The organism is Ensifer sp. ENS11 (genome assembly GCF_014851895.1).
GTDB lineage: Bacteria > Pseudomonadota > Alphaproteobacteria > Rhizobiales > Rhizobiaceae > Ensifer > Ensifer canadensis.
On the sequence record NZ_JACVAN010000001.1, the window covers coordinates 176,368 to 202,803 of the forward strand.

Consider the following 26,436-nt stretch of genomic DNA (forward strand, 5'->3'; position numbering starts at 1 on the left):
CTCAGATTTTTGGCGGGTAGGCGTGCTCTTTGCCGCGGAAGTCGGTCACGGTGTAGCAACCGCCGCCGTCCGCAGCGATCGATGCCGCGCTGATCACCGTCTTGCCGTGACCGCCGGGAATGTCGAGGATATAGGTCGGCTGGCAGAGGCCAGAGACCCGGCCGCGCAAGGACGCGACGAGTGCCTGGCCCTCCTCGATCGAGAGCCGGAAGTGGCTGGTGCCGGGTGCCAGATCCGGGTGGTGCAGATAGTAGGGCTTGATCCGGGTTTCGACGAAGGCGCGCATCAGTGCGGCAAGCACGTCCGCATCGTCATTGACGCCTTTCAGCAGCACCGACTGGCTGACCATGACGACGCCGGCATCGATCAGCCGGGCCGAGGCGTCGCGCGCTTCCTGTGTCAGTTCACGCGGATGGTTGGCGTGCAGCGCCACATAGGTCGCCTTGCCGCTGGCCTTGAGGGCTGAAACGAGATCGGCGTTGATGCGCTCGGGCTCGACCACCGGTACGCGGGTGTGGAAGCGCACGATCTTGACATGGGCGATCGGCTTCAGCCGCTCCATGATTTCGGTGAGGCGGCGCGGCGAAAGCACCAGCGGGTCGCCACCGGTGAGAATGACCTCCCAGATCTCGTCATGTTCGGCGATATAGGCGATCGCCGCATCGAGTTCGGCGGGTGTCAGCGTACCCAGTCCCTGCGGTCCGACCATTTCGCGGCGAAAGCAGAAGCGGCAATATACCGGGCAGACATGCACGGCCTTCAAAAGCACCCGGTCGGGATAGCGATGCACGATGCCGGCGACCGGGCTGTGCGCCTTGTCGCCGATCGGATCTTCGCGCTCTTCCGGCAGCAGCGTCAGCTCGGCGGCATCGGGTACGAACTGGCGGGCAATCGGATCGTTCGGGTCGTTGCGGTCGATCAGCTTGGCGATAGCAGGACTGATGGCGACCGCGTAGCGCTCGGCGACCTGCGAAACGACGGTTTGCTGTGACGGTTCGATAAGGCCGGCATCAACCAATTCGCCGGCTGTCTTGATCGGCCGGTGAACGTTCATGATGCCGTCTCCGCCACCGGTGCCCAGAGCACCTGGTCGATGCGCGACGCACCGGTCGCCAGCATGACCAGCCGGTCGAAGCCGAGCGCGATGCCGCTCGCCTCGGGCATGATGGCGAGCGCTGCCAGAAAATCCTCGTCGAGCGGATAGGTCTCGCCATAGACGCGGGCCTTCTCCGTCATTTCCATCTCGAAACGACGGCGCTGCTCGGCCGCATCGGTCAGTTCGCCAAAGGCATTGGCGAGTTCGACGCCGCAGGCATAGAGCTCGAAGCGCTCGGCAACGCGGCGGTCGCGCGCGGTCGGCCGGGCAAGGGCTGCTTCAGCGACCGGATATTCATCGAGGATCGTCGCGCGGCCAAAGCCGAGATGCGGTTCGACCTTTTCGACAAGCACGCGGCTGAACAGGTCGGCCCAGTTATCGTCGGCGGCGACCCGCAGCCCGGCCGATACCATCGCGCTAGCAAGCGCGTCCCGGTCCGTTTCTCCGTTGGAGGCGATCGAAGCGAGCAGGTCGATTTTCGCAAAACGCTTGAAGGCTTCGGCCACCGCCAGCCGTTCGGGCTCGGCGAAGGGGTCGCAGGTGCGGCCCTGGAAGGTGAACTGACTGACGCCGGTCGTCTGTGCCGCGAGCGTCAGGATCTCGGCGCAGTCGCGCATCAGCGTCTCGTAGGTCTCACCGGCGCGGTACCATTCGAGCATGGTGAATTCCGGATGGTGCAGCGGCCCACGCTCGCGGTTGCGATAGACATGGGCAAAGCAGGCGATGCGCTTTTCACCGGCAGCGATGAGCTTCTTGCAGGCAAACTCCGGCGAGGTGTGCAGATAGAACGGATCGGCGGAGCCGTCATGGTTGAGCGCCTGGGTGGCAAAGGCGTGCAGATGGGCTTCGTTGCCCGGTGAGACCTGCAGCGTCGCGGTATCGACCTCGATGAAGTCGCGCTCGTCGAAAAACCGGCGCAGCGCCGACTGGATCCGGTTGCGTCCGAGAAGAAACGGGCGCCGGTCGGCATGGACGTGCGGCGTCCACCAGGGTGAGGCATGCGACATGGTCGTTCGATCCAGGCTTTCTTCGCGCCCTAGGCTATCTTCGCGTCAATGCCGGCGCAGGCTGGCTATTTGCACGAAATTAGGGTAGTGGCGGCGCGATATCATAATTTTCGCGTCTTTCGGGGCCGGCTTTCCCGGCGCGCCGTGTCGCGCATACCTCTGTTACAAGGAAGACTAATGGTCAAGGTCATCGCTTCATCTGTCCGCAAGGGCAACGTTCTCGACGTTGACGGCAAGCTCTATGTCGTTCTTACCGCGCAGAACTTCCATCCGGGCAAGGGCACGCCGGTCACCCAGGTCGACATGCGCCGCATTTCCGACGGCGTGAAGGTCTCCGAACGCTACCGCACGACCGAACAGGTCGAGCGCGCCTTCGTCGAAGACCGCGAGCACACCTTCCTTTATGAAGATGGCGAAGGCTTCCACTTCATGAACCCGGAAAGCTACGACCAGCTGGTCATGACCACTGACGACATCGGCGACCTCAAGGCCTACCTGCAGGAAGGCATGGCCTGCATTCTTTCGATCCACGAAGGCCTGGCGATCGCCATCGACCTGCCGCGCCACGTGACGCTCGAAATCACCGAGACCGAGCCGGTCGTCAAGGGCCAGACGGCATCGTCGTCCTACAAGCCGGCTATTCTGTCGAACGGCGTTCGCACGCTCGTGCCGCCGCATATCCAGGCTGGCACCCGCGTCATCATCGCGACCGAAGACGGCTCCTATGTCGAGCGCGCCAAGGACTGACACGCTCAAGCACTGACGATCGAGCGATCGCATCGAACGGGGACGGCAGGTTCAACCTGCCGTCCCCGTTGTCGTTTCTACTGCTGGGCTCCTTCGACCGTTGGTGTTTCAGGGGCAAAACCAGGCAGCAAGTTCAAAGCGTTACAGCGTCCTCGGCGCGTCACCGGATGCGCGACGCCGCAGAGCCCGGAAGCTGTGGCAGAGATCGGATAAGCAACCGCAAATTTAGGGGGAGCATTTCGAAAAACGGGTGCTAGGATGCCGGCGCTACGACGTTTCCGCCATGAGAGGGCCCGCATGTTTCCATTGTCGCATATGATGAAGTCGTTCATTCGCAAGGGTCGCCTGACGGTGATCGACGCTGATGGCAGGAGGCATGTCTTCTCCGGCGAGCCCGGGCCTGAAGTCACCATGCGGCTCACCGACAAGAAGCTCTATCGCAGCCTTGTCTTCAATGCGGAGCTGGCGGCTGGCGAGGCCTACATGGACGGTACCATGCGCTTCGAGGAAGGCTCGACGCTCAAGGATTTCCTGACGCTGTTTTCGATCAACCGGCTCTCGCTCGGCTCCTACCCGATCCAGAAGGTGCTGCGCGCGATAAAGATGCGCTTCCGCAAGCGCCAGCAGGCAAATCCCAAGGGCAAGGCGCAGGAGAACGTCGCCCATCACTACGATCTCGGCAACGACTTCTACAAGTTGTTCCTCGACGAGAACATGCTCTATTCCTGCGCCTATTTCCGCGAGCCGAACGAGAGCCTGGAAAAAGCCCAGCGCAACAAGCTGCGGCTGCTCGCCTCCAAGCTCTGCCTGGAGCCGGGCATGAAGGTGCTCGATATCGGTTCCGGCTGGGGCGATCTGGCGATGTACCTGGCGAAACTCGAAAACGTCGAGGTTCTGGGTGTGACGCTTTCCAAGGAGCAGCAGGCGCTGTCTTCGCAACGCGCACAGGCGGCCGGGCTCGCCGATCGTGTTCGCTTCGAACTGAAAGACTATCGGGATGTGCAGGGACCGTTCGATCGCATCGTTTCGGTCGGCATGTTCGAGCATGTCGGTGTGAATCACTACGACGAGTTTTTCAAGAAACTCAATGCGCTGATGCCGGATGACGGCGTTGCGGTGCTGCATTCGATCGGCCACATGAGCCCGCCCGGCATGGCGAGCGCCTGGCTGCGCAAATACATCTTCCCCGGCGCCTATTCGCCGGCACTTTCGGAGGTCTTCGACGTCGTCGAGCGCAACAGCCTTTGGGTCACCGATCTAGAGTTCCTGCGCGTGCACTATGCCACGACGCTGGCGCATTGGGGGGAGCGGTTCGAGGCAAACCGCGACAAGGTGATCGCGATGTATGACGAGCGCTTTGCCCGCATGTGGGAGTTCTATCTGATCAGTGCCGAAATGATGTTCCGCACCGGCAGCCAGCTGGTCTTCCACATGCAGCTGTCGCGCTCGCGTGACGCAGCACCGATCGTGCGCGATTACATCACCGACCGCCAGCGCGACTTCATGGCCCGCGAGCACGCGCTCGACCTCAACATCTGACCGGCCCCATTTGACCGGCATCGTGCCGGTCAATCTCCGTTCCAGCGCAGCCGCTTGTAGTCGAAGCCGAATTCGAGTGTCGGCTTGACGATCGAGAAGAACGGCGAGAGATCGAAGTCGCGCGGGGTATAGAGCGAATAGTGGCGGATATGCAGGATCTCTTCGCGTGAATAGGTGGAGGCGGCCGACGCGCGCCCAGGCGCGCGCGTGACCTCCGGCAGGATCGGATAGCGGATCTGCTCGAAGGCTTCGGCAATCAGCGTCGAGCAGATCGCCCGCGTCGGATCGCCTGAACCAAGCGCCAGCAGGCGACGACGCCAGCGCACGGGCACCGGCGGTGCCGGCATGAAATAGCGCAGCATATCCAGAATGTTCTTCAGGTCGTATTTCATGCCGAGCCGGGCGATCATGAAGCCGACCAGCGCGGTACGATCGTCGGGCGTCAGCGCCACCGGTCGGCAGATGCGCGTGTTGAACGATGCATATTTCTTCAGCGGCACCGCGACGCAACCTTCGCCGATATTCACCTCGATCAGTTGAGGCCTTTCGATCACCGGCAGGGTCGCCTGGTCGAGCGTCAGCGGCATCTCGTCGCCGACGAAAAATGCCGCGTGCGACCAGGTGGATTGCGTCAGGTATTTGATCGCGGCGGAAACCTTCTGGTTGCCTTCGATCAAGAGGACGTCGCCCGGACGCAGCGTGCGCGCCAGCGTTTCCGGGTCGGATGGCGTGTAGGGTTCGTAGCCAAGGGTCTGCGTCTGCAACCTTGCGGCCATACGGGCGCCGAGCCGGTCCAGAAACGTATCCTTGCTTTCCGAAAGCGGGTAGATGGTCCTCATGGAGGCGATTGCTCCAGCCGCGGGAAGGGGATTCGCATGCGCCTGCATGGTGGCCGAGCCGCGACACTCTGTCGAGTGATTGTCGCGTGATTGCATGGCTTTGACCTTGACGCACATTCCCGGGGTTTCTATTTAGAATTATTCTAAAGAAGGTTTTCAACGATGTTTTCCCGTCTCTTCTCCCGCTCCAAGCGTCCGTTTCTCTCCCTCAACGAACAGGAAATCCTGGCACTGGCGATCTCGTCGGAGGAGGACGATGGACGCATCTATCTCGCCTATGCGGATGCGTTGAGAGAGAAATATCCGCACTCGGCAAAAGTGTTCGAAGAAATGGCGGAGGAGGAGAGCCATCATCGGCAATGGCTGATCGACATGCACGTACAGCGCTTCGGCAACCGGATCCCGCTGATCCGCCGCGAGCATGTCCGCGACTTCCCCGATCGCAAGCCTGAGTGGCTGATCGCCGAAATGCCGATCGAGAAGGCGCGGGCGGAAGCCGAGGCAATGGAGGAGACGGCGCACCGCTTCTATGTCGAGGCGGCGGCGCGCACCCAGGATGCGGCGACGCGCAAGCTGCTGGGCGACCTGGCAATCGCGGAAAAAACGCACGAATCGCTCGCCCGCAGGCTCGGTGAAAAGCACACACCGGACGATGTTCGCGAGGAGGAGGAGCAGACGGCGCGCCGACAGTTCATCCTGACCTACGTTCAGCCGGGGCTGGCTGGGCTGATGGATGGCTCGGTTTCGACGCTCGCACCGATCTTTGCTGCTGCCTTTGCGACACAGGATACCTGGCAGACCTTCCTCGTCGGCCTGTCGGCCTCGGTCGGCGCTGGTATTTCCATGGGCTTCACAGAGGCGGCCCATGATGACGGCAAGCTGTCGGGCCGCGGTTCGCCGATCAAGCGCGGCCTCGCATCGGGCATCATGACCGCGCTCGGCGGTCTAGGGCACGCACTGCCCTATCTCATTCCGCATTTCTGGACGGCGACGATCACGGCCGCAGTCGTCGTCTTCTTCGAGCTTTGGGCAATCGCGTTCATTCAGAACCGCTACATGGAAACGCCGTTCCTGCGCGCCGCATTCCAGGTTGTGCTGGGCGGCGGCCTAGTGCTGGCAGCGGGCATCCTGATCGGTAATGCCTGATCGGGCGTGCAGCGTTTGAAACGAAAAAAGGGCCGGTTTGACCGGCCCTTTTTCGTAAAGCGATGATGCTGCGGTATCAGTTGCCGACCGAGCCGACGACCACTTCCGCGCCGTTGTCGATGGTGACCCAGCGACCGCTGTTGAACGAAGCCTGGCGCTTGAGATAACGGTAGGGCGTCTGGGTCCAGAGCCGCACGCCGTTTTCGAGGTTGTCGAGGACGAAATCCCCCTGGGCGGTGCGCACCGTCAGCACGGCATGGCCCTCGCCATCGGGTTTGCGAACGACAGTGATCAGCAGTTCGCTGGGGGAAAAGCCCTTGCGCATCAGACGCTTGCGCTTTTCGAGAACGAAGTCCTCGCAATCGCCGGCGTCCTGCGGGTAGGACCAGACTTCATCCCTGCCGAAGAGTTCCTGATCGGTCACCGGCGTGATTTCGCGGTTCACGGCAGCGTTGACCTGACGGATCGTCGCCCAGCCGCGCTCGGTGACACGCGGCGCCACGCTCGTCTTCGATTTGACGCTGCATTCGCCCTTGTGCTTCTGACAGAACTCGTAATGTCCGATCGGCTGCGAGGTAACCGAGCCGGTCTGCATCCAAGGAGAGGATCCCGCCTGTGCGGGAATTGCCGTGTTCGCTGAAATGAAAAGTGCGCAAAACGCCGCGATACTTCCCTTAACCCCGGTCCAAGACGCCATACAAATCCCCTGCGTGACGCGGTATGCCGGGCTCTTCCTGTCCGGACGTATTCGCGCAATCCTGAGTTGAGGGCAGCTTGTTCAGGTCTTCCGCCTCACGCTGCTCTAATCGTTAATAAAGAGTTAATAGCGTTGGGGTCGGAGAGTCAATCTACTGATTCGGCCATTGGACTTTATGGTTAAAGCCGTTGCCGAAACGCAGCGCAAAGCCCTGCGCAGCAGGCGGTCTGCGGCGCATGGACGCGGAAATTGGGGGTAGAAAGGGCGTCGAGCGCCGGCCTATCGGCTTAAGCCGAAGGCAGCATGTTTCCGATCGCCTGTTTCATTTTAGCAATGTCTTCCTCGCGCGAAAGACGGTGGTCGCCGTCACGGATGAGCGTCATGACGACGTCGTCGGCCGGAAGGTGCTCCATCAGTTTCAGCGCGTGCGTGTAGGGCACATCCGGGTCGCGCATGCCCTGCAGGATGTGAACCGGGCAGCCGGTGGTGATGGTGCCGACGAGCACGCGGTTGTCGCGGCCGTCCTCGATCAGGGCGCGCGTATAGATGTTGGGCTCGGGGCTGTATTCGGACGGTTCCTCGAAATAGCCGCGCTCGGCAAGCGAGTGCCGCTCGATCTCCGTCAGGTTTGGTTCGATGAGTTCGGCGGTAAAGTCGGGAGCAGGCGCGATCAGTACCAACCCGGCGATGCGTTCGCTGAGGCCGCGCTGGCGTAGTTCCTGGATCAGCCTCATCGCGATCCAGCCGCCCATCGATGAGCCGATCAGGATCAGGCGCTGCCCGGGGGCGGCATGTTCGACGACGGCAAGGCTTTCTTCCAGCCAACGCGAGATCGTGCCGTCCTTGAAGGCGCCGCCGGAGGCGCCGTGGCCGGAATAGTCGAAGCGGATGCAGTCGGTTGCCCTGTCTCTCGCAAGCTGCTCGACCTCGACCGCCTTCGTCCCGGTCATGTCGGAGCGGTAGCCGCCAAGCCACACAAGCGTCGGCCGATCGGAGCGCTTTTGTGCCCGCAGGATCCGCATGGCGATGCGGCGACGGGCGGCATCCTTGCCAACCTCGATGAAGGTTGTTTCGGTTTCGGCTGGCGTCGTTTGCATCTCAATTCTCTCCAAATGCCCGGATTGGCGGCGAATTTCTTTCTAAAACAGATTCGTCTTGGCTTCGACAGGTGGTGATTTTCCCTGCGAGCCATGCTATTGACTCTCCCGTCGCAATTCACACATTGCCGTCGGCGGCAGATTGAAGCATTTCGGCCAAGGCCGCGCCGACTAATAATTGAACCGCATTTTCGGAAACAGCTCGAGGAGAGTACGACCATTCGCAGACCGTTCAAAACGGACGCCCCCGTCAAGGAGGGACCGCGCTCAAACAAGGAAATCCGGGTGCCCCGGGTTCAGCTTATCGATGCCGAAGGCCAGAATATCGGTGCCATCCCGATCGACCAGGCGCTCCGCATGGCGGAAGAGGCCGGTCTTGATCTGGTAGAGATCGCACCGAACTCCGAGCCGCCGGTGTGCAAGATCCTCGATCTCGGCAAGCTGAAATACGCCAACCAGAAGAAGGCGGCCGAAGCGCGCAAGAAGCAGAAGATCGTCGAGATCAAAGAGATCAAGATGCGTCCCAACATCGACACGCATGATTATGAAGTGAAGATGCGGGCGATGAATCGCTTCTTCGAAGAGGGCGACAAGGTCAAGGTGACCCTGAAGTTCCGCGGTCGCGAAATGGCGCACCAGGAACTCGGCATGAAGCTCCTGCTTCAGGTCAAGGATGACACCCAGACGATCGCCAAGGTGGAGGCCGAGCCGAAGCTCGAAGGCCGCCAGATGATGATGGTCCTCGCTCCGCGTTGACCGAGGTGTCCGGGCGCAATGTCCGGAAACTGGATCAGGTAGGAAGCCGCCCGAAGGGCGGCTTTTTGCGTTTGAGGGTCCTTGCCATCAGCGCCGATATCGCCGATGCCTATGGCGCGAAGTTGATCCTCGGGCAGTCGCCGCTCGGCGGACTGGAGGCGGTGCTCGCCTTCGAAACGGCCGGCAGGCGCAAGCGTCGGCGCGATCCGGTTTGACGTTGTATGTCGCTTCTATGACGCTTCGTCGATTCCGCAGTTGCGCTTTCGGGGAGGTCCGGGTATAAGCGCCCGTCCGAACGGTCCGGCAGGGCATGCCGTGGCCGTTCTTAACGCTGGAAATGGACCTCGTCTGTCCGTTTCGAATTCTTAAGAAAAATGGAGTAGCAAAATGCCCAAGATGAAGACGAAATCGTCTGCCAAGAAGCGGTTCAAGATCACCGCTACCGGCAAGGTTCGTGCAGCAGCTGCTGGCAAGCGCCACGGCATGATCAAGCGTTCCAACAAGTTCATCCGCGACGCACGTGGAACCATGGTTCTCGCGGAGCCCGATGGCAAGAAGGTCATCAAGAACTACCTGCCCAACGGTCTCTAAGACTTTCAGGCATTTTGGACACGTTAAGGAGATCATGACATGGCACGTGTAAAACGCGGCGTAACCGCTCACGCCAAGCACAAGAAGACACTCAAGGCAGCCAAGGGCTTCTACGGCCGCCGCAAGAACACCATCCGCGCTGCAAAGGCTGCGGTTGATCGTTCGAAGCAGTTCGCTTACCGCGACCGCAAGGTCAACAAGCGCAACTTCCGCGCTCTCTGGATCCAGCGCATCAACGCTGCCGTCCGCGAATTCGGCCTGACCTACGGCCGCTTCATCGACGGCCTGAACAAGGCTGGCATCGAAGTCGACCGCAAGGTTCTGTCCGACATGGCTATCCATGAGCCGGCAGCATTCGGCGCCCTCGTCGAAGCTTCCAAGAAGGCACTTGCCTACCTCAAGGAAGCCGGTACGACCAACGAGTTTGAAAGCGCTGTTCGTTAAGCCAGCGTTTTCCCAAAACCGTTCTTGATTTTTGTTGGGAAACCCGCGCTGGCAGGGCTAGCGCGGGTTTTTCTTATTTGGCGGGACGAAAGTGTACGACGATCGAAAGGGGCCGCTTGCGGTTCGCGAGCTTGACGACGAGGACATGGCGGCTCTGCTGGCAGCACTTGCCGGCGGATCATCCCGTGTCGAACGACGCCAGCCTAGGGATCGTATGGTCTGGATCAAGCGTGACCGGCGCGTTGGCCCGCGTCTCGGACTGCTCTTCCTGCAGATCGCAAGCCGCGCGCTGAAGCCAGAAACGCCGGACCGGGCTTTTGCCGCCTGGAAGCTTGCGGCGCCAGCGGAAGCCGCCGTCGCTCCCTCAGAGATCAAACCGCTCTTTACGCGATTGTTGCCGCTGGCGCGCTTCTTCCTGCGCATCCAGAACGGTCATGACCCCGTGCGCCTCGTGGCGGCGACGGACTCACTGGCGACGCAATCACAATCCTGAAGACAACAACCGATATAGACCGAACCCATTCCCGCATCGAGGCAGGACAGAATGAGCGAACTGGAAACACTGGAACGGACACTGCTGGCGGACATCGATGCCGCCGGCGACGAAGGATCGATCGAGGCGGTGCGCGTCGGCGCGCTCGGCAAGAAGGGCTCGATCTCCGAGCTACTGAAGACGCTCGGCACGATGACGCCGGAAGAGCGCCAGACCCGTGGCGCCCAGATCAACGCGCTGAAGACCACGGTTGCAGAAGCGATCACCGCCCGCAAGTCGGCGTTGAAGGACCAGGCGATCGCCGAGCGTCTGGCCCGCGAAACCGTCGATATCAGCCTGCCGGTGCGCTCGTCCCCGGCCGAATGTGGCCGTATCCATCCGATCAGCCAGATCGTCGACGAGATCACCGCGATCTTCGGCGACATGGGTTTCTCGATCGCCGAAGGTCCTGACATCGAGACCGACTACTACAACTTCACGGCGCTGAACTTCCCGGAAGGCCACCCGGCCCGCGAGATGCACGACACCTTCTTCTTCAATGAAGATGACAAGGGCGAGCGCAAGGTGCTGCGCACGCATACCTCGCCGGTGCAGATACGCACGATGGAGGCGCAGGACCCGCCGATCCGCATCATCATCCCCGGCAAGACCTATCGCCAGGATTCCGACGCCACCCACTCGCCGATGTTCCATCAGGTCGAGGGCCTGGTCGTCGACAAGTCCGCGAACGTCGCCAACATGCGCTGGGTGCTGGAAGAATTCTGCAAGGCCTTCTTCGAGGTCGATCAGGTCACGATGCGTTTCCGCCCGTCGTTCTTCCCGTTCACCGAACCGTCCTTCGAGGTCGACATCCAGTGCGACCGCTCCGGCCCGATCGTCAAGTTCGGCGAGGGCACCGACTGGATGGAGATCCTCGGCTGCGGCATGGTCCACCCGAACGTGCTCAGATCCGGCGGGCTCGATCCGGACGAGTATCAGGGCTTTGCCTGGGGCATGGGTCTCGACCGCATCGCCATGCTGAAATACGGCATGCCGGACCTGCGTGACTTCTTCAACGCCGATGTCCGCTGGATGAACCATTACGGCTTCCGCCCGCTCGACATGCCGACATTGTTCGGCGGCCTCTCGGCCTGATCGCGCTGAAAATTGGAGCATTTCCAGGAAAAGTGCGAAGCGGTTTTCCGCCAGGAAATGTGTAAAAACAAAGGGATAGAGTGTTTCTGCAACCCGGTTTAAGCCGGAAACGCTCGAGGACACAGGTGAAATCATGAAATTCACGCTTTCCTGGCTCAAGGACCACCTTGATACCGACGCTTCGCTGGACGAGATCTGTGCGCGCTTGACGATGATCGGGCTTGAAGTCGAGGATGTCGACGACAAGGCCGCCTTCAAGCCGTTCGTCATCGCCAAGGTCGTTTCCGCCGAGCAGCATCCGAATGCCGACAAGCTTCGGGTCCTGATGGTCGATACCGGCACAGGCGCACCGGTTCAGGTCGTCTGCGGCGCGCCGAACGCCCGCGCCGGCCTCGTCGGCGCCTTCGCCGCATTGGGCACCTACGTGCCGGGCATCGACGTCACGCTCTCCGTCGGCAACATTCGCGGCGTCGAAAGCCACGGCATGATGTGTTCGGAAAAGGAACTCGAGATCTCCGACGACCACAACGGCATCATCGACCTGCCGGATGATGCGCCTGTTGGCACGAGCTATGCGGCCTATGCCAGCCTCGACGATCCGATGATCGAGATCAACCTGACGCCGAACCGCCCGGATTGCACCAGCGTTTACGGCATCGCCCGCGACCTCGCAGCCTCTGGCCTCGGTACGCTGAAGGCCCGCGCGGCACCCGCCTTTGCGGTCGAAGGCGAGACCCCGGTCAAGCTGACGATCGACCTTGGCGAAGATCGTCACCTTTGCCCAGGCTTCGGCCTGCGGCTCGTGCGCGGCGTCAAGAACGGCCCGTCGCCGAAATGGATGCAGCAGCGGCTGCTGTCGATCGGTCTTCGTCCGATTAACGCGCTGGTCGACATCACCAACTACATGACCTTCGACCAGGGCCGGCCGATGCACGTCTTCGACGCGGCCAAGGTTACGGGCAACCTGACTGTGCGCCGCGCCAAGGAAGGCGAAACCGTGCTTGCGCTCGACCAGCGCGAATACAAGCTCGGCCCGAACAACGTCGTCATATCAGACGAAAAGGCCATCGAGTCGATCGGCGGTATCATGGGCGGCGAACACTCCGGCTGCGATGAGAACACCACAGACGTGCTGATCGAATCGGCGCTCTGGGACCCGATGAACATCGCCAAGTCCGGCCGCACGCTCGGTATCATCACCGACGCGCGCTACCGCTTCGAGCGTGGTGTCGATCCGGAATACATGGTGCCCGGTCTCGAGCGCACCACCGAACTGGTCCTCGAGCTTTGCGGCGGCAAGCCGGCCAAGGCAGAAGTCGTCGGCTATGCCGGCTATAGCCCGAAGATCGTCGATTTCCCGATGTCCGAGGTCAAGCGCCTGACGGGGCTCGAGGTTTCCTCGGAAGAGAGCGTCACGATCCTGAAGAAGCTTGGCTTCGGCGTCCAGGGCTCGGGCGAGCGCGTCAACGTTTCGGTGCCGTCCTGGCGCCCGGATGTCGACGGCAAGGCCGATCTCGTCGAAGAGGTCATGCGCATCCACGGCGTCGACAACATTGTTGCAGCACCCTTGCCGAGCCATGGCACCGTCAATGGCAAGATCCTGACGACGCTGCAGATCCGCACCCGCCTTGCCAAGCGCGCGTTGGCGAGCCGCGGCATGCTGGAGGCCGTCACCTGGTCGTTCATTTCCGAAGACCAGGCGAAGCTCTTCGGCGGCGGTCAGCCGGCGCTGAAGCTTGCCAACCCGATCGCGGCCGATATGTCGGACATGCGCCCGTCGCTGTTGCCGGGTCTCCTGTCGGCGGCACAGCGCAATGCCGACAAGGGCTTTGGCGACGTTGCGCTCTTCGAAGTCTCCGGCACCTATGAAGGCGATGGCCCGGATCAGCAGCGCCGCGTTGCCGGTGGCGTACGCCGTGGCACCGCATCGCTCAACGGCGCCGGTCGTCTCTGGTCGAATGCTGCCAAGGGCGGCGGCAAGCCGGTCGACGTCTTCGACGCCAAGGCCGATGCGATCGCGGTCTTGGAAGCCTGCGGCGTGCCGATGGGCAATGTCCAGTTCGAAGCCGGCGGTCCCGCCTGGTATCATCCCGGCCGTTCCGGCACGATCAAGCTCGGTCCGAAGATCGTGCTTGGCTCCTTCGGTGAATTCCACCCGAAGACGCTTGAGGCGCTCGATGTCTCCGGTGCACTCTGCGGCTTCGAAATCTATGTCGACGCCATGCCGGAACCGAAGAAGAAGGCGACCCGCACCAAGCCGGCACTTGATCTTTCGCCGTTCCAGGCGGTCAAGCGCGACTTCGCCTTCGTCGTCGACAAGGGCGTCGAGGCAGGTGCCATCCTGCGTGCAGCCTCCGGCGCCGACCGCAAGCTGGTGACCGGCGTCAGCGTCTTCGACGTGTTCGAGGGAGCGTCCCTTGGCGAAGGCAAGAAGTCGATCGCCATCGAAGTGACGATCCAGCCGGTCGAGCGCACGCTGACCGACGAGGACTTCGAGGCTTTGACGGCCAAGATCGTCGCCAACGTCACCAAGACGACAGGCGGCGTGTTGCGCGCCTGAAGGCCGTTCGGTTTATAACCATGGCAAAGGCCGCTGCTTGCAGCGGCCTTTGCCATGCGGCTAACCAATGCGTTGCATCAGCTCGATCCGGTTGCCGAAGGGATCGCTGACGTAACACCTGGCATATCCGGCAAGTGGCGCGTCACGCGTGATCGACACGCCGGAGGCTTCGAGTCGCAAAAGGAGCAGGGCAAGGTCGTCGACAAGGAAGGCGGGATGAGCCTTGCGCGCAGGCGAGAAAGCCGGGTCGATACCGAGGTGAATTCTTGCCTCTCCTCGCTCGAACCAACAGCCACCACGTCCGGCAAGGTTCAATGGTTTCTGCACCTCGGTTAGGCCGAGCAGCCCTTCATAGAAACCCCGTGCTACATCCTCCATCCCGGCAGGCATGGCCAGCTGGACATGGTCGAGCGCCATGATTTGACCTATGGCCTCGAGGCTCCCGCTTGATCCCGCCATCAGGCGTGAAGGTGGTAGATCTTGTTGACGATCACCCAGCGCCCGTCGATCTTGACCAGCGACAGATAATCGGAAAAGCGTTCGCCGGCGAAGCTGTCGATCACCTTCACCGTTGCCGCATCGCCGGTAATGTCGGTCATCTCCACATCCATCTCCGGCTGGCTCCCGGGCGGCGCGGCCCCCTGGTCCAGAACCGCCTTGATGAAGCCGTCGCGCGTCATCCATTCGAGCGCGCCTCTGTAGTTGCCGATGATCGCCGCGTCTGGGTGAAACGCCTTGCGCAACGCACCTTCGTTGGCAAAGGCCATGCCGTCCACATAGAGATGCACCACCGCGCTGATCGCCTGCTCGTCGGACATTCCCGATCCTCCGAAATTGTTGGTCACGACAGGAAAGGTAGTGCATCCGGCTGAAAATTCGATGGGTGAATGCCCCGCCTCGGCAAGGAGGCGGGGCATGCGCGTTCAACGATTGGTGAGCGCCAGCGATGCTTCCGTATAGCGCTTGCCAGCAACGAGCGCCGGCGACAGCGCATCGCCGAGCCGGGCAAGTTCGTCAGCGCTCAGCACGATATCGGCCGCGGCCGCATTCTGCTCCAGGTGGTGGAGCTTGCGCGCGCCGGGGATGGGCACGATGAAGTCGCCCTGATTGATCACCCAGGCGAGCGCCAACTGGGGGGCGGTTACGCCTTTTTCGCGCGCGAGCGCTTCCAGCGTTTCGACAAGGGCGGCGTTGGCGCCGAGGTTTTCCGCCTGGAAGCGCGGCAACGAGCGACGGAAATCGTCCGCTGCAAGATCGTCAGCCTTGCGGATCGTGCCCGTCAGCATGCCGCGCCCAAGCGGGCTATAGGGCACGAAGCCGATGCCGAGGTCGCGGCAGGTCGCCAGCACGTCCTCTTCCGGGTCTCGCGACCAAAGCGAATATTCGCTCTGGACCGCCGCGATCGGATGCACCTTGTGGGCACGTCGGATCGTTTCGGAACTTGCCTCGGAAAGCCCGAGCGTGCGCACCTTGCCCTGGCGCACCAGATCGGCCATGGCGCCGACGGTTTCCTCGATCGGAACCCCGGGATCGACGCGGTGCTGGTAGTAGAGGTCGATCACATCGATCCCAAGCCTCTTCAGCGAGGCGTCAGCCACGGCCCTTGCGTTTTCCGGTCGACCGTCGATGCCTTTGATCGCCTCGGCCGCTGGTTTGCCGGGCTCTATGCGGAAGCCGAATTTAGTCGCGATCGTGACCTTGTCGCGTAGCGGCTTCAACGCCCGGCCGACAAGCTTTTCATTCTCGTAAGGGCCATAGACTTCGGCCGTGTCGAAGAAGGTGACGCCGAGGTCGACGGCGCGCTGCAGCGTGCGGATCGATTCCGCCTCGTCGGCGCCGCCATAGGCAAAGCTCATGCCCATGCAGCCAAGACCAATGGCGGAGACGGTCAGTTCATTCCCGAGTTTGCGGGTCTTCATGTCATGTCCTTTCGGGGTAGGGGCGACCATGCAGGCGCGCCAGGGTGGCCCGCGAACGCATCGAAACGCCCGGTATTCGTCGGCGCTTGGCCAGTCGGCTCCAAGCGGCGTCCTGCATGCCGCTCTTCCCGGTGCCGTCTGGCTACGACGATGATCAAAGGATAGGGCCGCAGCATGCGGTTGAAAATCTCTGTCAACTCTCACGGGCTGTTCTATTATTTAGATCAATGAACAGGACCCAGCTTTCCCAACTCGCCGTCCTTGCCGCGGTTGCCGCCCATGGCAGCTTCCGTGGTGCCGCCCGCGAGCTTGCCATCGCACCATCGGCCGTCAGCCACGCGGTCGGCAGCCTTGAAGCGAGCCTTGGTGTGCGGCTTTTATCGCGCACCACCCGCAGCGTCGCGCCGACCGAGGAGGGGCGGCGCCTCCTTGAACGACTGGCACCGGCGCTCGACGAGATCGCCCACGCGCTGGAGGCTGCCACGGACACGCGCGACCGTCCGGCCGGCAATCTGCGCATCACGGCGCCGCGATTTGCCGCCGATCTTATCCTGGCGCCCCGGCTTGGTGCCTTTCTCAACCGCTACCCGGAGATCGTGCTGGAAATCGCCAACGAGGATGGTTTCACCGACATCGTCGAACAAGGCTACGACGCCGGCATCCGACTCGGCGAAAGCCTCGAAGCCGATATGATCGCCGTCAAGGTCGGGCCGGAGCTGGAAAGTGCGGTTGTTGCATCGCCCGATTATTTCGAGCGTTTCGGCCGCCCCTTTCATCCGAGCGATCTCGCCGGCCACCGCTGCATCCGGCGACGCTTTTCCAATGGCACGCTCTATCGCTGGGAGTTCGAGAGGCACGGCGAGGAATTGACGGTTTCCGTCGAGGGGCCGTTAATCCTTGGGGAAGACCGGCCGATTATCAAGGCGGCGATGGGTGGAGCAGGGCTTGCCTATCTCTTCCTCTCGCGGGTGGAAACGCCAATCGCCGAAGGGCGGTTGATCCGCGTGCTCGAGGATTGGTGCGCGCCCTATGCCGGCCCGTTTCTCTACTATCCGAGCCGGCGCCAGATGCGCCCGGCCCTTCGCGCCTTCATCGATTTCTTCAAGCATGCGAGCTAGGCCGGTTGATGGCCCTCATCAACGGCTATCGGCGTTTGCATCGGACTTGCAATCGCCGGTCGGCCGGGCAAAGTCGCGCTGACGCGGTGTGTCACGAGGGGAAGCGCAGTGAAGAAACCGCATTGGAAGATCTCGGGCGCGTGCGGCTGTCGAAAAACTTCTTCTTGCGCGAGTTCCTGCATTCGGAGATCGCCGATTTTCATCGTATCCCGAATATACCCGATGATCCCGAGCTGGCGATCGAGGCCGGGCGGCGGTTGTGCGAGGAGCTACTGGAACCGCTGGAAGCGACCTTCGGCCGTTTGACCATTCGCTCCGGATACCGAAACCGCGCGGTCAACGGTTTTGGCAATGCCCGCGGTCTCAACTGCTCGAGCAATGCGGCGTCGGCGGCCGATCACATCTGGGACATGCGCGATGCGGACGGCTGCATCGGCGCATCCGCCTGCATCGTCATTCCCTGGGTCTGGGACCGTCGCCACGAGCTCGGCGGCTGGCAGTCGATCGCCTGGTGGATCCACGACCATCTGCCCTATTCATCGCTCTGTTTCTTTCCGAAACTCTGGGCGTTCAATATCCAATGGCACGAGCGGCCGGCGCGCCGGATCCGAAGCTTCGCCGAGCCGCGCGGGATGCTGACCAAGCCCGGCATGGCGAACCAGCACGGCAGCCATCATGCGTTCTACGCACTCTTGCCCGAGCCGGTGAACGTGCCGAAAGTCAACTTGTAGCGCACGTGGTCGTCGGTTGCCGAGTAGCGGTCGTAGAGACGGCGCGCCACGGCATTGTCGCGTTCGGTATACCAATAGAGCCGGTCCCAGTCCGACGCCTGGCAGAGCGCGATCAGGTCGTCGATCATGGCGCGGGCGACGCCTTGGCCGCGCGCTGATGGATCAACGTAGAGATCCTCGATGTAGCAGATGGGGTGTCGGAAGAAGGTCGCGAGCTGTTCCTGGCAGATCACGAAACCGACCGGTTCGCCATCGAGGATCGCCAGCCGGGCAAAGAGCGGTGCAGCGGGATCGATGAGGCGGCTCCAGGTCAGACTGACGATGTCCTCCGCCAGCTCAATGCCGGAAAAGGCGACATAGCCGGCCCACAGGCGGCGCCAATGCGTTTCGTCGCTGGCGGTCGCCGCCCGTATGCTCAATGCCATCGTCCTTGCCTTGCTCCTGCTATTCGCTGACGTCGTTGAGCTGTCGAATTGCCTCGTCGCTCAAGGTCAGCTGGGTCGAACGGATGAGGCTCGTCAACTGGTCGAGATTGGTGGCGCTGGCGATGGGAGCGGTGATGCCCTTGCGGTTTCGCACCCAAGCGAGCGCAATCTCGGCCTGCGTTGCTCCGGTCTCTTCAGCGATTTCGTCGAGCACGCCGAGGATGCGCATGCCGCGGCCGTCGAGATATTTTTCGACGCCCGAGCCGCGCGCCGACCCTTCAAGGTCCTTGTGCGTGCGGTATTTGCCCGAGAGGAAGCCGCGCGCCAGGCCGAAATAACTGATGACGCCGATCTCTTCGCTGACGCAAAGATCGCGCAACGGCCCGTCGAAACTGTCGCGATCGTAGAGATTGTATTCCGGCTGCAGCACCGCATAGCGCGGCAGGCCGCCATTGGCGCTGACATCGAGCGCTTCGCGCAGCTGCAGCGAGTTCAGGTTCGAGGCGCCGACGGCGCGCACCTTGCCCTCAGACAAAAGCTGGTCATAGGCGGCAAGTGTTTCTTCGTAAGGCGTTTCGGGGTCTGGCCAGTGCGAGAGGTAAAGGTCGATATAATCAGTCTGCAGCCGCTTCAGTGAATCCTCGACCGCCTGCAGGACCCAGCGGCGTGACAGGCCCTTGCGGTCCGGCCCAAGCTCGGAACCGACCTTGGTAACGATCACAGCCTTGTCGCGGCTGTGGCCGGACTGTTTCAGCCATTTGCCGATGATCGTCTCGGATTCGCCGCCCTGGTTTCCTGGTGCCCAGGACGAGTAGACGTCAGCGGTGTCGATGGCATTAAGGCCGGCATCGAAGAAGGCGTCGAGCAGGGCGAAGGACGTCTTTTCGTCAGCTGTCCAGCCGAAGACATTGCCGCCGAAGACAAGCGGCGCGATTGAAAGGTTAGTGCGGCCAAGTCTGCGTTTTTCCATGGTTTCGCTCCATTGGACTGGATGAAAGCAAGTGCGCGATCGGGAGGATGCCGGCACGAACATAAGGCAAGCGAACAAAGCTTGTCACCTGCCGCCGGTCTTTTTTATCGGTCGTCGCCGCTTGATAGGTACGCACCTCGCCGCTACGGCGCCGCGCGTCATATGACGCGCTAAAGGCGCTGTAACGCTTTAAACTGCTGCATGATTTTCTCCTTAAATCGATTCCGGTTTAAGGAATCATGCAGTAGTCTCAGCCGCCAAATCAGGGAGCCCCGCTATGTTTCGTTTCGGAATTCTGTCCACGGCCAAGATCGGCCGCGATCTCGTCGTGCCCGCCATTCAGGACGCCGAGAACTGCGTCGTTTCGGCAGTCGCCAGCCGCGACCTCGCAAAGGCGCGCGCCATGGCCGACCGCTTTTCCGCGCCGCACGCCTTCGGATCCTATGAGGAGATGCTCGCCTCCGACACGATCGATGCGGTCTATATCCCGCTGCCGACCTCGCAGCACGTGGAGTGGACGATCAAGGCTGCCAATGCCGGCAAACATGTGCTCTGCGAAAAGCCGATTGCGCTGCGGGCATCCGAGATCGATGCATTGATCGCGGCGCGCGATCGCAACAAGGTGCTGATCGCCGAAGCCTTCATGGTCACCTACAGCCCCGTCTGGCGCAAGGCCCGCTCGCTGCTTGCCGAAGGGGCTATCGGCCGACTTCGACACGTGCAGGGTGCCTTCACCTATTTCAACCGCGACCCCGGCAACATGCGCAACATTCCGGCACTCGGTGGCGGCGGCCTGCCGGATATCGGCGTCTACCCGACGATCACCACGCGCTTCGTGACGGCCAAGGAGCCGGTGCGCGTGCAGGCAAGCACTGATCGCGACCCGGAATTCGGCACCGACATCTATTCGAGCGTGCGCGCCGACTTCGGTGATTTCGAACTGAGCTTCTATATCTCCACGCAGCTTGCCGCCCGCCAGGTCATGGTCTTCCACGGCGACAAGGGTTTCATCGAGGTGAAATCGCCGTTCAATGCCGACCGCTACGGGCGCGAGGAAGTGGAGCTCACCAACCAGAACCACGCCCAGTCGCAGCTCTTCCGCTTCCAGGATGCACGCCAGTACAAGCTGCAGGCGGAAGCGTTTGCGCGCGCTGCAAAGGGCGAAGCCGAGGAAGTGGTCACGCTCGAAAACTCGCGGCTCAACCAGAAGCTCATCGATGCGATCTACCGCGCCAGCGACAAGGACGGCTGGGAAAAGATCTGAGCCGGCTAATGAAAGAAAAAGCCCGCCGGCGCGAGCCGGCGGGCATTTCTCGTTGTTGTCGGATCAGGCCAGCGCCGCGCGCTCCCTGGCGAAGCCCTTCACCTTGAAGAACAGGAAGTCGCCGACGCCGATCAGGCCGACGATCAAGAACCCGACGCCGATGGGCGTCAGCGAGTTATAGGCGGTTGCAAGCAGTGCAAGGCTTGCGATCTGCCACAGGACGTCGCCGCCGATACTGACGCGGGCGGCAGCCGAAACCGGCCCACCGTTGCGGGCGGCCGAGAGATGGAAAATCCCCCAGGCCAGAAGCCCGACGCCAAGCAGCTTTATCATCAGCGGGGTGGCGACAGGGCTGATGAGAGCGGCGAGCGGGGCCGCACCGAGGATGAGGACCGCGCCGGTGAGGAGCGAAAATGCGCCATCGGCGAGGAAGGTCTTGTTGAGCAGGCTGCGGTTGGAAAGGTTCAACATTTTCGGCTCCATTCGTTTGTCGATATCCGGATGTTGCCGCCTCCCGGTCATGAAACCAATTACCTCGCAGGTAGTGGATTTTGCGCAGCGCCTGCGCCAATCTGCCGGCACAACGGAGATCGGCATCGATGGAATTCGGCAATCACCTGAAGGAATGGCGTGGGCACCGCCGCATGAGCCAGCTTGACCTGGCGGTGGCTGCCGGCATCTCGACGCGGCACCTTTCCTTCCTCGAAACCGGCCGATCGAAGCCATCGGAAGGCATGATCCTGCGTCTGGCCTCGGTGCTCGACATTCCTGCGCGCGACCAGGGCACGCTGTTTTCAGCCGCCGGATATCGTCCGCGCATGACGACGCGCCCTGCGTCGGGGCTCGATGCCATGCCCGCCGCCGTGGCCAATGCCATCCGGCTCATCCTTGCTCGCCACGATCCCTATCCGGGCCTGGTGCTCGATCATGAATACACGCTCCTGATCGTCAATCCGGCGCTGGCGGCGCTCGCCGTTTCGGCCGACGTGCCTTTCAATCCCGGCCAGAACTTTCTCGATGCTTTTCTCTCGTCGGAAAATGTCCGCGCCCTCGTCGTCAATTGGGAGGCTGCGGCCGCCGATCTGGTCCAGCGCGTTCGCACCGAAGCCTGGCTGCAGGGGCCGAGGAGTCGCCTTGGCAAGAGGCTGGAGAAACTGGCGGCCGATCCCGCCGTCAAGCGCGCGGTCGAAAACTATCCGGATACCGACCGGCTACCGGTTCTGCCTGTCGAGTTGCGCGTCGGGCCGGTTACGTTGAGCTTCATCACCACGCTGCAGACCTTCGGCTCGACCCAGGACGCCCTAGTGGAAGGTGTGCTGATCGAATCCTTCTTCCCGGCCAACGAGGAAACCAGAACCTTCTTCGAACGCAAGGGATGACGTGTCAGCCGTTATGCACGCCAGCGACGATGGCGCCGCACAGCGTCAGTGCAATGCCCATGTTGTAGCCGCCGATCGCTGCTGCAACCTGCACCCAGTCACCACCTGCACCCGCCAGGATGGAAAGCACGCCGGCAACGAACAGGCATGTCCGAGGCGAACGGAGGCCTGCGACAAGCATGCCGAGCATGACGGTGGCGATAATGATCATGAAACCCACATTGCTGGCATCGCCGTCAGGAGTTGATGATGATCATGCCGCCGATGATCAGCACCGCGCCACCGACATAGCGCAGCGTCAAGGCTTCGCCGAGGAAGACGGCGGCAAGCAGCGGCACGATGCAAAAGGTCAGGGCCATGAACGAGTAGGCGATGGTCAGCGGTACCGACCTGATGGTGAAGATCCAGATGATCGTGCCGAAGCCGTAGACGATCAGGGCCGTCAGCAGCGTCGGACTGAAGATGAGCGCCAGCAGGCCCTGTGCGTCAGGGCTTCCCGTCTTGGCGCTCGTCAGCTTGAAAAGGATCTGGCCGGCCGAGATCAAAACCGGCGTGAAGAACAGTCCAAACCAAACGGCCGGGGCGAGATTGAGATTCATCGCAGGGCACCTCGCATCGGCTACAGCGCCGCGCGTCTCATTAGACGCGCAAAGGTCGCTGTAGCACTTTGAATTGCTGCATGTTTTTATCCTTAAATCGAATAGGATTTAAGGAAACATGCAGTAGGCCTTGTCTTCGCAATAGAAAATATCGCGACCGATATCGATGCACGCGTGTTGCGCTGGGACAGGATGCATCGCCCGCAGGAAGGAGTGCGTATAGGGGAAGAAATTGAAATGCGGATTGAAGGTGTAGCGATATTCGCGTTCGCGCGGAACGACGATGATCAGCCGCTGCCGGGTGATACGGCGCAGTTCGGCAATCGCCTTGCGATAGTCGAGGATATGCTCGATGACGTGGGTGCAGACGACGGTATCGAATTCGCCATCCGCGAAGGGAAGCTCTTCGATCATCGCCGCGAAGTATTCCACGCCCTCGATTGTGGCCGCGTCATCGATGGCGAAGTCGACGCCGGTCAAGCGCCGCAGATCGGGGTTCGCGCCTCGGATGTGCTTCAGCAGCACGCCGGTGCCGCAACCGACATCGCAGACGGATTTGCCGCGTACTTCGGCCGCAATCTTGCGAACACAGGCTTCGGAATTGTCGGTTCCTTCGTGAACGCGTGGATGCTGCTTGTAGAGCTGCTCGTATTCTAAGGCCGTCAGGAAGGGGGCACGTTCGCGAAAACGGGCGAGGTGGCCGATATGCTCGCCCCAGGCGAGGCTCGCCATGCCCTTGAACAGGCGTGAGTCCCTGACGAACGGCGGCAATATGTCTTCGATGACAAAGCGTATGCGGTTGGTGGTTTCGCGGTTCATCGACAGGGGTTCCATATATCTCGTGAGCTTAGGCCGCGTCCGGTCCGCGCCGGTGGGCACGGAGCTGCGGGACCGCCGGCTTTTCGACGACAGCCTCTCGCGCTGCGCGCCGGCCGGTCGCCATGTAATGCAGCCGCAACTGCTCGGTGCGGGCCCGCGATACGGAGTCCAGGATCAGGCCGGCGGTGAACATCGTGATCGATATCAGCAGCAGCACCATCGAAAGCACCCAGGTCGGCATGCGGGGAACCAGCCCCGTGCCGAAATATTCGATCAGCACCGGCGTCATGAAAATCAGGCTCGTTGTCATGAAAGCGAGGCTGATCAGACCAAAGAAGGCGAAGGGTCGCGTTTCCTTCATCAGCATTGCGAACATCCAGAGGATCTTGGCGCCGTCGCGGTAAGTTGAGAGCTTGGAATGCGAGCCTTCGGGGCGTCTGCCATAATCCAGCTCCAGTTCGCTGACCGGCAGCTTCAACCGCGAGGCATGCACCGACATCTCGGTCTCGATCTCGAAGCCGGCGGATATCGCCGGAAAACTCTTCACGAACCGTCGCGAGAAGACGCGATAGCCGGAAAAGATGTCACTGAAATCCGTACCGAAGATCGACCGGTAGAGGTAGTTGAAGAGCTTGTTGCCGAGCGCGTGACCCTGCCTGCCTGCATCTTCGCGAATATTGCGCCGCGTCCCCACGACCATGTCCGACTGTTCGGTAATCAGCGTGCGGATCAGGTCCTCGGCGTCAGCCGGTGAGTAGGTGCCGTCGCCATCTGCCATCACGTAGATATCCGCGTCGATGTCGGCGAACATCCGCCGGACCACGTGTCCTTTGCCTTGCCGTCTTTCGCGAACGACGGTGGCGCCGGCGAGCATTGCCTGCAAGGCGGTTCCGTCCGTCGAGTTGTTGTCGAAGACGTGAATGCTGGCCGTCGGCAATGCGGCTCTGAAGTCGCGCACGACGCCGCCGATGGTCGAAGCTTCGTTGTAGCAGGGCAGAAGGACAGCAATGCTTAAGGGTTCAAACATCGGCGCAGCTCGATTTGAAAGTGTCAGCGCATGATAGGTGTCGCCGGTTAACAACACGCCAAAGTGCACATGCGCGTCAGCGCCTTTGTCTTCGGGAGCCCGGTACAACTTTACGGTTTTTTGATCCCGCCCGATTAGGGTCCTGGGAGGATAGGGGCGTAAGAAGATGCTGGACAGAATTGCGAGACGTCAGGACCCGGCGGCAGTGACCGCAAAAATGCGCTTCTGGTCGAGCTTGCCTTGGATGGTCCTGTTCTATGGCGCGCCCGTCGTCTTGTTTTTGGCCGTCCGTTTCCTCCGCGCATCGGATTATGTGGGCCGCGACAATGATGACGCCATGCGGCTGGTTCAGGTTCGAGACCTGCTCAACGGTCAAGGCTGGTTCGACCTGGTCCAGCTTCGTCTCGGTCTGGATGGCGGCACGCAGATGCATTGGTCGCGGCTGATCGACCTGCCGATAGCCGGGCTCATTTCCTTGCTCAGTCCGCTCTTCGGTGCCGACAGAGCCGAAGTGCTGGCGCTTGCGATCTGGCCGATCTTCCTCGCCATTCCATTGCTGGTGTTCATGGGGCTCGCCGGCCGTCGTATTGGCGGAACGCAATGCATGCATTTCTGCCTCGGTCTGACGGCGATCTTTGTGGTGACCAGCAATCGGTTTATGGGTGGCGCCATCGATCACCACAACGTCCAGCTGGTCCTGGCTGCAGTGATGGCCGCGATGCTGGTCGACATGCGCCATCGTGCGCGCAACTACGTGATTGCCGGCGCGGCGGCGGCGCTGGCGATTGCCATCGGCGCCGAGACGACGCCGCTTGTGGCGGTCGTTTGTGCCATTGTCGCGTTGCAATGGGCGCTCCTCGGGCGGGACGTTGCTGGTGCGACCATCGCTTTCGGCATCTCACTGGCAGTTACCTTGAGCACTGTGTTCTTCCTCACGGTGCCGCCTCACCTCTATCGCGTGGCAACCTGTGACAACCTGTCGATCGCCTTCTACTCCCTGGCACTTGTCGGCGGTTGTGTGCTGGCTGCGTCTGCGGCATTTGTTAGCGATCGCGGAATATCGGCTCGGTTTGTCGCGCTGGCCGTCAGTGCCTGTTCCGTCCTGGCTGTCGCACTCGTTATTGCGCCCCAATGCCTTGGCAACCCGCTTGCCGATCTTGACCCGCTGTTGATCGAACTTTGGCTCGACCGTGTGACCGAGGCGCAATCCTTCGCGACCGTGCTGGCGCGCCAGCCGGCAAGCGTCGGCGCCTACTATTTCTGTGGGGTCTTTGCATCGCTCGTCTGTGTCTGGCGCATTTGGCAGGGCGATCGGGTCAGACTGCATCTCATCCTCGTCGCCCTTGTTGCTGCCAATCTTGCCATCGCGATGGTCCAGGTGCGAGCGATGGCGTTTTCCAACCTTCTGGCAATCCTGCCGCTCTCGCTGCTGCTCGTGGATATGCGAGCCTGGTCGCAGGGGGGAACCAGGGGCGTGAGCGCATCGCTCGCCTATGTCCTTGTTCTGATTTTTTCGGTGCCCGCAGTCTGGGCAATCGGCGGCGCCTTGGCACGCAACGGCCTTGCCGCTCTGGAGGCGCCGCAGGCGTCCAATACCGAAAACTGCCTGACGCCGGCAGCTCTTTCAGATCTTGAAGGTCTTCCGCCATCGATGATCGTTGGTCCTTCGGATATTGGCGCCTCGATCCTTAGATACACGAGCCACCGTGTCTTGACGGCGCCCTATCATCGCAATGCCGATGGCATGCTTATGGAGCTGAAGATCGGGCTGGCGTCGCCATCTGATGCCAAGGCGATGCTGAGCAAGTTGCACGAACCGATCCTGGCATTTTGCGCCAACGATGTTCAGGCAGACATGATCATCAAGCGGGAACCTCGGGGGCTCTACGGGCAGCTCGCCGCCGGTCGGGTTCCGGAGTTTCTGACGCCGCTGCCTGTTTCCGAGAAATCCAGCATTTTGCTCTACGCGCTGAAGCCATAGCGAGCGGGGACGGCGGAGGAAGAAACCGGTAGAAAGGCGCACGGTTCTGCTGACCTTG

At 61.7% G+C, this 26,436-nt stretch carries 30 protein-coding genes; 15 read left to right on the plus strand and 15 right to left on the minus strand.

Features of this window, described 5'->3' with window-relative positions:
* Nucleotide 1: 1 nt before the first annotated feature.
* Nucleotides 2-1,054, minus strand: a complete 1,053-nt coding sequence (locus IB264_RS00875; protein ID WP_025425541.1) for a lysine-2,3-aminomutase-like protein — start codon at nt 1,052-1,054, stop codon at nt 2-4.
* The gene (gene epmA, locus IB264_RS00880) at nt 1,051-2,103 is read right to left on the minus strand and encodes an EF-P lysine aminoacylase EpmA (protein ID WP_025425542.1); all 1,053 of its coding nucleotides are present in this window, start codon (nt 2,101-2,103) and stop codon (nt 1,051-1,053) included. The genes IB264_RS00875 and epmA overlap by 4 nt, the downstream gene beginning before the upstream one ends.
* Nucleotides 2,104-2,280: 177 nt before the next feature.
* Here epmA and efp point away from each other — a divergent pair, with 177 nt between their 5' ends.
* Both efp and IB264_RS00890 read left to right on the plus strand, forming a co-directional pair.
* Entirely contained in the window at nt 2,281-2,850 is a 570-nt protein-coding gene (gene efp / locus IB264_RS00885) for an elongation factor P (protein ID WP_025425543.1), read from the plus strand.
* Between the two features lie 297 nt (nt 2,851-3,147).
* The gene (locus tag IB264_RS00890; RefSeq protein WP_025425544.1) at nt 3,148-4,389 is read left to right on the plus strand and encodes a cyclopropane-fatty-acyl-phospholipid synthase family protein; all 1,242 of its coding nucleotides are present in this window, start codon (nt 3,148-3,150) and stop codon (nt 4,387-4,389) included.
* A gap of 29 nt (nt 4,390-4,418) precedes the next feature.
* On the opposite strand, the gene IB264_RS00895 is transcribed toward IB264_RS00890, so the two are convergent.
* Nucleotides 4,419-5,228, minus strand: a complete 810-nt coding sequence (locus tag IB264_RS00895; protein ID WP_038575805.1) for a YiiX/YebB-like N1pC/P60 family cysteine hydrolase — start codon at nt 5,226-5,228, stop codon at nt 4,419-4,421.
* 162 nt (nt 5,229-5,390) lie between these two features.
* On the opposite strand from IB264_RS00895, the gene mbfA reads away from it, so the two are divergent.
* The gene (gene mbfA / locus IB264_RS00900; RefSeq protein ID WP_025425545.1) at nt 5,391-6,374 is read left to right on the plus strand and encodes an iron exporter MbfA; all 984 of its coding nucleotides are present in this window, start codon (nt 5,391-5,393) and stop codon (nt 6,372-6,374) included.
* A gap of 76 nt (nt 6,375-6,450) precedes the next feature.
* Here the strand turns inward: mbfA and IB264_RS00905 are convergent, their stop codons facing one another.
* Complete coding sequence (locus IB264_RS00905) at nt 6,451-7,071, minus strand: transglutaminase-like cysteine peptidase (RefSeq protein WP_025425546.1); 621 nt, start codon at nt 7,069-7,071, stop codon at nt 6,451-6,453.
* A 287-nt stretch (nt 7,072-7,358) separates the two neighbouring features.
* The gene (locus IB264_RS00910; RefSeq protein WP_025425547.1) at nt 7,359-8,168 is read right to left on the minus strand and encodes a carboxylesterase; all 810 of its coding nucleotides are present in this window, start codon (nt 8,166-8,168) and stop codon (nt 7,359-7,361) included.
* A 219-nt stretch (nt 8,169-8,387) separates the two neighbouring features.
* Between IB264_RS00910 and infC the strand changes: the two genes are divergently transcribed.
* From infC to pheT, 7 genes are all read left to right on the plus strand, one after another.
* Entirely contained in the window at nt 8,388-8,924 is a 537-nt protein-coding gene (gene infC / locus IB264_RS00915; protein ID WP_038576631.1) for a translation initiation factor IF-3, read from the plus strand.
* Between the two features lie 65 nt (nt 8,925-8,989).
* The gene (locus IB264_RS00920) at nt 8,990-9,139 is read left to right on the plus strand and encodes a hypothetical protein (RefSeq protein WP_156407901.1); all 150 of its coding nucleotides are present in this window, start codon (nt 8,990-8,992) and stop codon (nt 9,137-9,139) included.
* Nucleotides 9,140-9,311: 172 nt separating this feature from the next.
* Nucleotides 9,312-9,515: a 50S ribosomal protein L35 gene (gene rpmI, locus IB264_RS00925; RefSeq protein WP_025425550.1), complete on the plus strand. Its 204-nt coding sequence runs from the start codon at nt 9,312-9,314 to the stop codon at nt 9,513-9,515.
* Nucleotides 9,516-9,554: 39 nt separating this feature from the next.
* A complete protein-coding gene (gene rplT, locus IB264_RS00930; protein ID WP_025425551.1) occupies nt 9,555-9,959 on the plus strand; it encodes a 50S ribosomal protein L20 in 405 nt (134 codons plus the stop codon).
* Between the two features lie 91 nt (nt 9,960-10,050).
* Complete coding sequence (locus IB264_RS00935) at nt 10,051-10,452, plus strand: hypothetical protein (RefSeq protein ID WP_025425552.1); 402 nt, start codon at nt 10,051-10,053, stop codon at nt 10,450-10,452.
* A 51-nt stretch (nt 10,453-10,503) separates the two neighbouring features.
* On the plus strand, nt 10,504-11,586 hold the full coding sequence (pheS, locus tag IB264_RS00940) for a phenylalanine--tRNA ligase subunit alpha (protein ID WP_025425553.1): 1,083 nt from the start codon (nt 10,504-10,506) through the stop codon (nt 11,584-11,586).
* 133 nt (nt 11,587-11,719) lie between these two features.
* Nucleotides 11,720-14,146, plus strand: a complete 2,427-nt coding sequence (gene pheT / locus IB264_RS00945) for a phenylalanine--tRNA ligase subunit beta (protein WP_192433109.1) — start codon at nt 11,720-11,722, stop codon at nt 14,144-14,146.
* Between the two features lie 60 nt (nt 14,147-14,206).
* Here the strand turns inward: pheT and IB264_RS00950 are convergent, their stop codons facing one another.
* The 3 genes from IB264_RS00950 to IB264_RS00960 all read right to left on the minus strand — a co-directional run bounded on the left by IB264_RS00950 (nt 14,207) and on the right by IB264_RS00960 (nt 16,065).
* Nucleotides 14,207-14,563: a VOC family protein gene (locus IB264_RS00950; protein WP_038575809.1), complete on the minus strand. Its 357-nt coding sequence runs from the start codon at nt 14,561-14,563 to the stop codon at nt 14,207-14,209.
* Nucleotides 14,564-14,604: 41 nt separating this feature from the next.
* Complete coding sequence (locus tag IB264_RS00955; protein WP_025425556.1) at nt 14,605-14,964, minus strand: nuclear transport factor 2 family protein; 360 nt, start codon at nt 14,962-14,964, stop codon at nt 14,605-14,607.
* Nucleotides 14,965-15,069: 105 nt separating this feature from the next.
* Nucleotides 15,070-16,065: an aldo/keto reductase gene (locus IB264_RS00960; RefSeq protein WP_192433111.1), complete on the minus strand. Its 996-nt coding sequence runs from the start codon at nt 16,063-16,065 to the stop codon at nt 15,070-15,072.
* Nucleotides 16,066-16,292: 227 nt separating this feature from the next.
* Between IB264_RS00960 and IB264_RS00965 the strand changes: the two genes are divergently transcribed.
* Together IB264_RS00965 and IB264_RS00970 are read left to right on the plus strand one after the other, a co-directional pair.
* The gene (locus IB264_RS00965) at nt 16,293-17,183 is read left to right on the plus strand and encodes a LysR family transcriptional regulator (RefSeq protein ID WP_025425558.1); all 891 of its coding nucleotides are present in this window, start codon (nt 16,293-16,295) and stop codon (nt 17,181-17,183) included.
* 86 nt (nt 17,184-17,269) lie between these two features.
* The gene (locus tag IB264_RS00970) at nt 17,270-17,914 is read left to right on the plus strand and encodes a hypothetical protein (protein ID WP_038576634.1); all 645 of its coding nucleotides are present in this window, start codon (nt 17,270-17,272) and stop codon (nt 17,912-17,914) included.
* Here IB264_RS00970 and IB264_RS00975 read toward each other — a convergent pair.
* Nucleotides 17,866-18,339 (minus strand): GNAT family N-acetyltransferase, encoded by a 474-nt coding sequence (locus IB264_RS00975; RefSeq protein WP_025425560.1) that lies wholly within the window; start codon nt 18,337-18,339, stop codon nt 17,866-17,868. The genes IB264_RS00970 and IB264_RS00975 overlap by 49 nt on opposite strands.
* Before the next feature lie 19 nt (nt 18,340-18,358).
* A complete protein-coding gene (locus IB264_RS00980; protein WP_025425561.1) occupies nt 18,359-19,309 on the minus strand; it encodes an aldo/keto reductase in 951 nt (316 codons plus the stop codon).
* Nucleotides 19,310-19,586: 277 nt separating this feature from the next.
* Between IB264_RS00980 and IB264_RS00985 the strand changes: the two genes are divergently transcribed.
* On the plus strand, nt 19,587-20,573 hold the full coding sequence (locus IB264_RS00985; RefSeq protein ID WP_025425562.1) for a Gfo/Idh/MocA family protein: 987 nt from the start codon (nt 19,587-19,589) through the stop codon (nt 20,571-20,573).
* A gap of 63 nt (nt 20,574-20,636) precedes the next feature.
* Here IB264_RS00985 and IB264_RS00990 read toward each other — a convergent pair whose 3' ends face one another.
* Complete coding sequence (locus IB264_RS00990) at nt 20,637-21,044, minus strand: hypothetical protein (protein ID WP_025425563.1); 408 nt, start codon at nt 21,042-21,044, stop codon at nt 20,637-20,639.
* Nucleotides 21,045-21,172: 128 nt separating this feature from the next.
* On the opposite strand from IB264_RS00990, the gene IB264_RS00995 reads away from it, so the two are divergent.
* On the plus strand, nt 21,173-21,952 hold the full coding sequence (locus IB264_RS00995; protein WP_025425564.1) for a helix-turn-helix transcriptional regulator: 780 nt from the start codon (nt 21,173-21,175) through the stop codon (nt 21,950-21,952).
* A 4-nt stretch (nt 21,953-21,956) separates the two neighbouring features.
* Here the strand turns inward: IB264_RS00995 and IB264_RS01000 are convergent, their stop codons facing one another.
* From IB264_RS01000 to IB264_RS01015, 4 genes are all read right to left on the minus strand, one after another.
* On the minus strand, nt 21,957-22,163 hold the full coding sequence (locus IB264_RS01000) for a hypothetical protein (RefSeq protein WP_025425565.1): 207 nt from the start codon (nt 22,161-22,163) through the stop codon (nt 21,957-21,959).
* A gap of 25 nt (nt 22,164-22,188) precedes the next feature.
* A complete protein-coding gene (locus tag IB264_RS01005; RefSeq protein WP_025425566.1) occupies nt 22,189-22,551 on the minus strand; it encodes a transporter in 363 nt (120 codons plus the stop codon).
* A gap of 108 nt (nt 22,552-22,659) precedes the next feature.
* A complete protein-coding gene (locus IB264_RS01010) occupies nt 22,660-23,370 on the minus strand; it encodes a bifunctional 2-polyprenyl-6-hydroxyphenol methylase/3-demethylubiquinol 3-O-methyltransferase UbiG (protein ID WP_025425567.1) in 711 nt (236 codons plus the stop codon).
* Nucleotides 23,371-23,398: 28 nt separating this feature from the next.
* The gene (locus IB264_RS01015) at nt 23,399-24,397 is read right to left on the minus strand and encodes a glycosyltransferase (protein ID WP_038576640.1); all 999 of its coding nucleotides are present in this window, start codon (nt 24,395-24,397) and stop codon (nt 23,399-23,401) included.
* Nucleotides 24,398-24,563: 166 nt separating this feature from the next.
* Here IB264_RS01015 and IB264_RS01020 point away from each other — a divergent pair, with 166 nt between their 5' ends.
* Nucleotides 24,564-26,378 carry a hypothetical protein gene (locus tag IB264_RS01020; RefSeq protein WP_038575812.1) on the plus strand — a complete coding sequence of 605 codons (1,815 nt, stop codon included), beginning with the start codon at nt 24,564-24,566 and terminating at the stop codon, nt 26,376-26,378.
* The last annotated feature ends 58 nt before the right edge of the window (nt 26,379-26,436 follow it).

Coding starts and splice junctions, on each gene's coding strand:
- IB264_RS00875 (WP_025425541.1), bottom strand. CDS start 1,054: ATGAACGTTCACCGGCCGATCAAGACAGCCGGCGAATTGGTTGATGCC.
- epmA (WP_025425542.1), bottom strand. CDS start 2,103: ATGTCGCATGCCTCACCCTGGTGGACGCCGCACGTCCATGCCGACCGG.
- efp (WP_025425543.1), top strand. CDS start 2,281: ATGGTCAAGGTCATCGCTTCATCTGTCCGCAAGGGCAACGTTCTCGAC.
- IB264_RS00890 (WP_025425544.1), top strand. CDS start 3,148: ATGTTTCCATTGTCGCATATGATGAAGTCGTTCATTCGCAAGGGTCGC.
- IB264_RS00895 (WP_038575805.1), bottom strand. CDS start 5,228: ATGAGGACCATCTACCCGCTTTCGGAAAGCAAGGATACGTTTCTGGAC.
- mbfA (WP_025425545.1), top strand. CDS start 5,391: ATGTTTTCCCGTCTCTTCTCCCGCTCCAAGCGTCCGTTTCTCTCCCTC.
- IB264_RS00905 (WP_025425546.1), bottom strand. CDS start 7,071: ATGGCGTCTTGGACCGGGGTTAAGGGAAGTATCGCGGCGTTTTGCGCA.
- IB264_RS00910 (WP_025425547.1), bottom strand. CDS start 8,168: ATGCAAACGACGCCAGCCGAAACCGAAACAACCTTCATCGAGGTTGGC.
- rpmI (WP_025425550.1), top strand. CDS start 9,312: ATGCCCAAGATGAAGACGAAATCGTCTGCCAAGAAGCGGTTCAAGATC.
- rplT (WP_025425551.1), top strand. CDS start 9,555: ATGGCACGTGTAAAACGCGGCGTAACCGCTCACGCCAAGCACAAGAAG.
- pheS (WP_025425553.1), top strand. CDS start 10,504: ATGAGCGAACTGGAAACACTGGAACGGACACTGCTGGCGGACATCGAT.
- pheT (WP_192433109.1), top strand. CDS start 11,720: ATGAAATTCACGCTTTCCTGGCTCAAGGACCACCTTGATACCGACGCT.
- IB264_RS00950 (WP_038575809.1), bottom strand. CDS start 14,563: ATGGCGCTCGACCATGTCCAGCTGGCCATGCCTGCCGGGATGGAGGAT.
- IB264_RS00955 (WP_025425556.1), bottom strand. CDS start 14,964: ATGTCCGACGAGCAGGCGATCAGCGCGGTGGTGCATCTCTATGTGGAC.
- IB264_RS00960 (WP_192433111.1), bottom strand. CDS start 16,065: ATGAAGACCCGCAAACTCGGGAATGAACTGACCGTCTCCGCCATTGGT.
- IB264_RS00965 (WP_025425558.1), top strand. CDS start 16,293: ATGAACAGGACCCAGCTTTCCCAACTCGCCGTCCTTGCCGCGGTTGCC.
- IB264_RS00975 (WP_025425560.1), bottom strand. CDS start 18,339: ATGGCATTGAGCATACGGGCGGCGACCGCCAGCGACGAAACGCATTGG.
- IB264_RS00980 (WP_025425561.1), bottom strand. CDS start 19,309: ATGGAAAAACGCAGACTTGGCCGCACTAACCTTTCAATCGCGCCGCTT.
- IB264_RS00985 (WP_025425562.1), top strand. CDS start 19,587: ATGTTTCGTTTCGGAATTCTGTCCACGGCCAAGATCGGCCGCGATCTC.
- IB264_RS00990 (WP_025425563.1), bottom strand. CDS start 21,044: ATGTTGAACCTTTCCAACCGCAGCCTGCTCAACAAGACCTTCCTCGCC.
- IB264_RS00995 (WP_025425564.1), top strand. CDS start 21,173: ATGGAATTCGGCAATCACCTGAAGGAATGGCGTGGGCACCGCCGCATG.
- IB264_RS01000 (WP_025425565.1), bottom strand. CDS start 22,163: ATGATCATTATCGCCACCGTCATGCTCGGCATGCTTGTCGCAGGCCTC.
- IB264_RS01005 (WP_025425566.1), bottom strand. CDS start 22,551: ATGAATCTCAATCTCGCCCCGGCCGTTTGGTTTGGACTGTTCTTCACG.
- IB264_RS01010 (WP_025425567.1), bottom strand. CDS start 23,370: ATGAACCGCGAAACCACCAACCGCATACGCTTTGTCATCGAAGACATA.
- IB264_RS01015 (WP_038576640.1), bottom strand. CDS start 24,397: ATGTTTGAACCCTTAAGCATTGCTGTCCTTCTGCCCTGCTACAACGAA.
- IB264_RS01020 (WP_038575812.1), top strand. CDS start 24,564: ATGCTGGACAGAATTGCGAGACGTCAGGACCCGGCGGCAGTGACCGCA.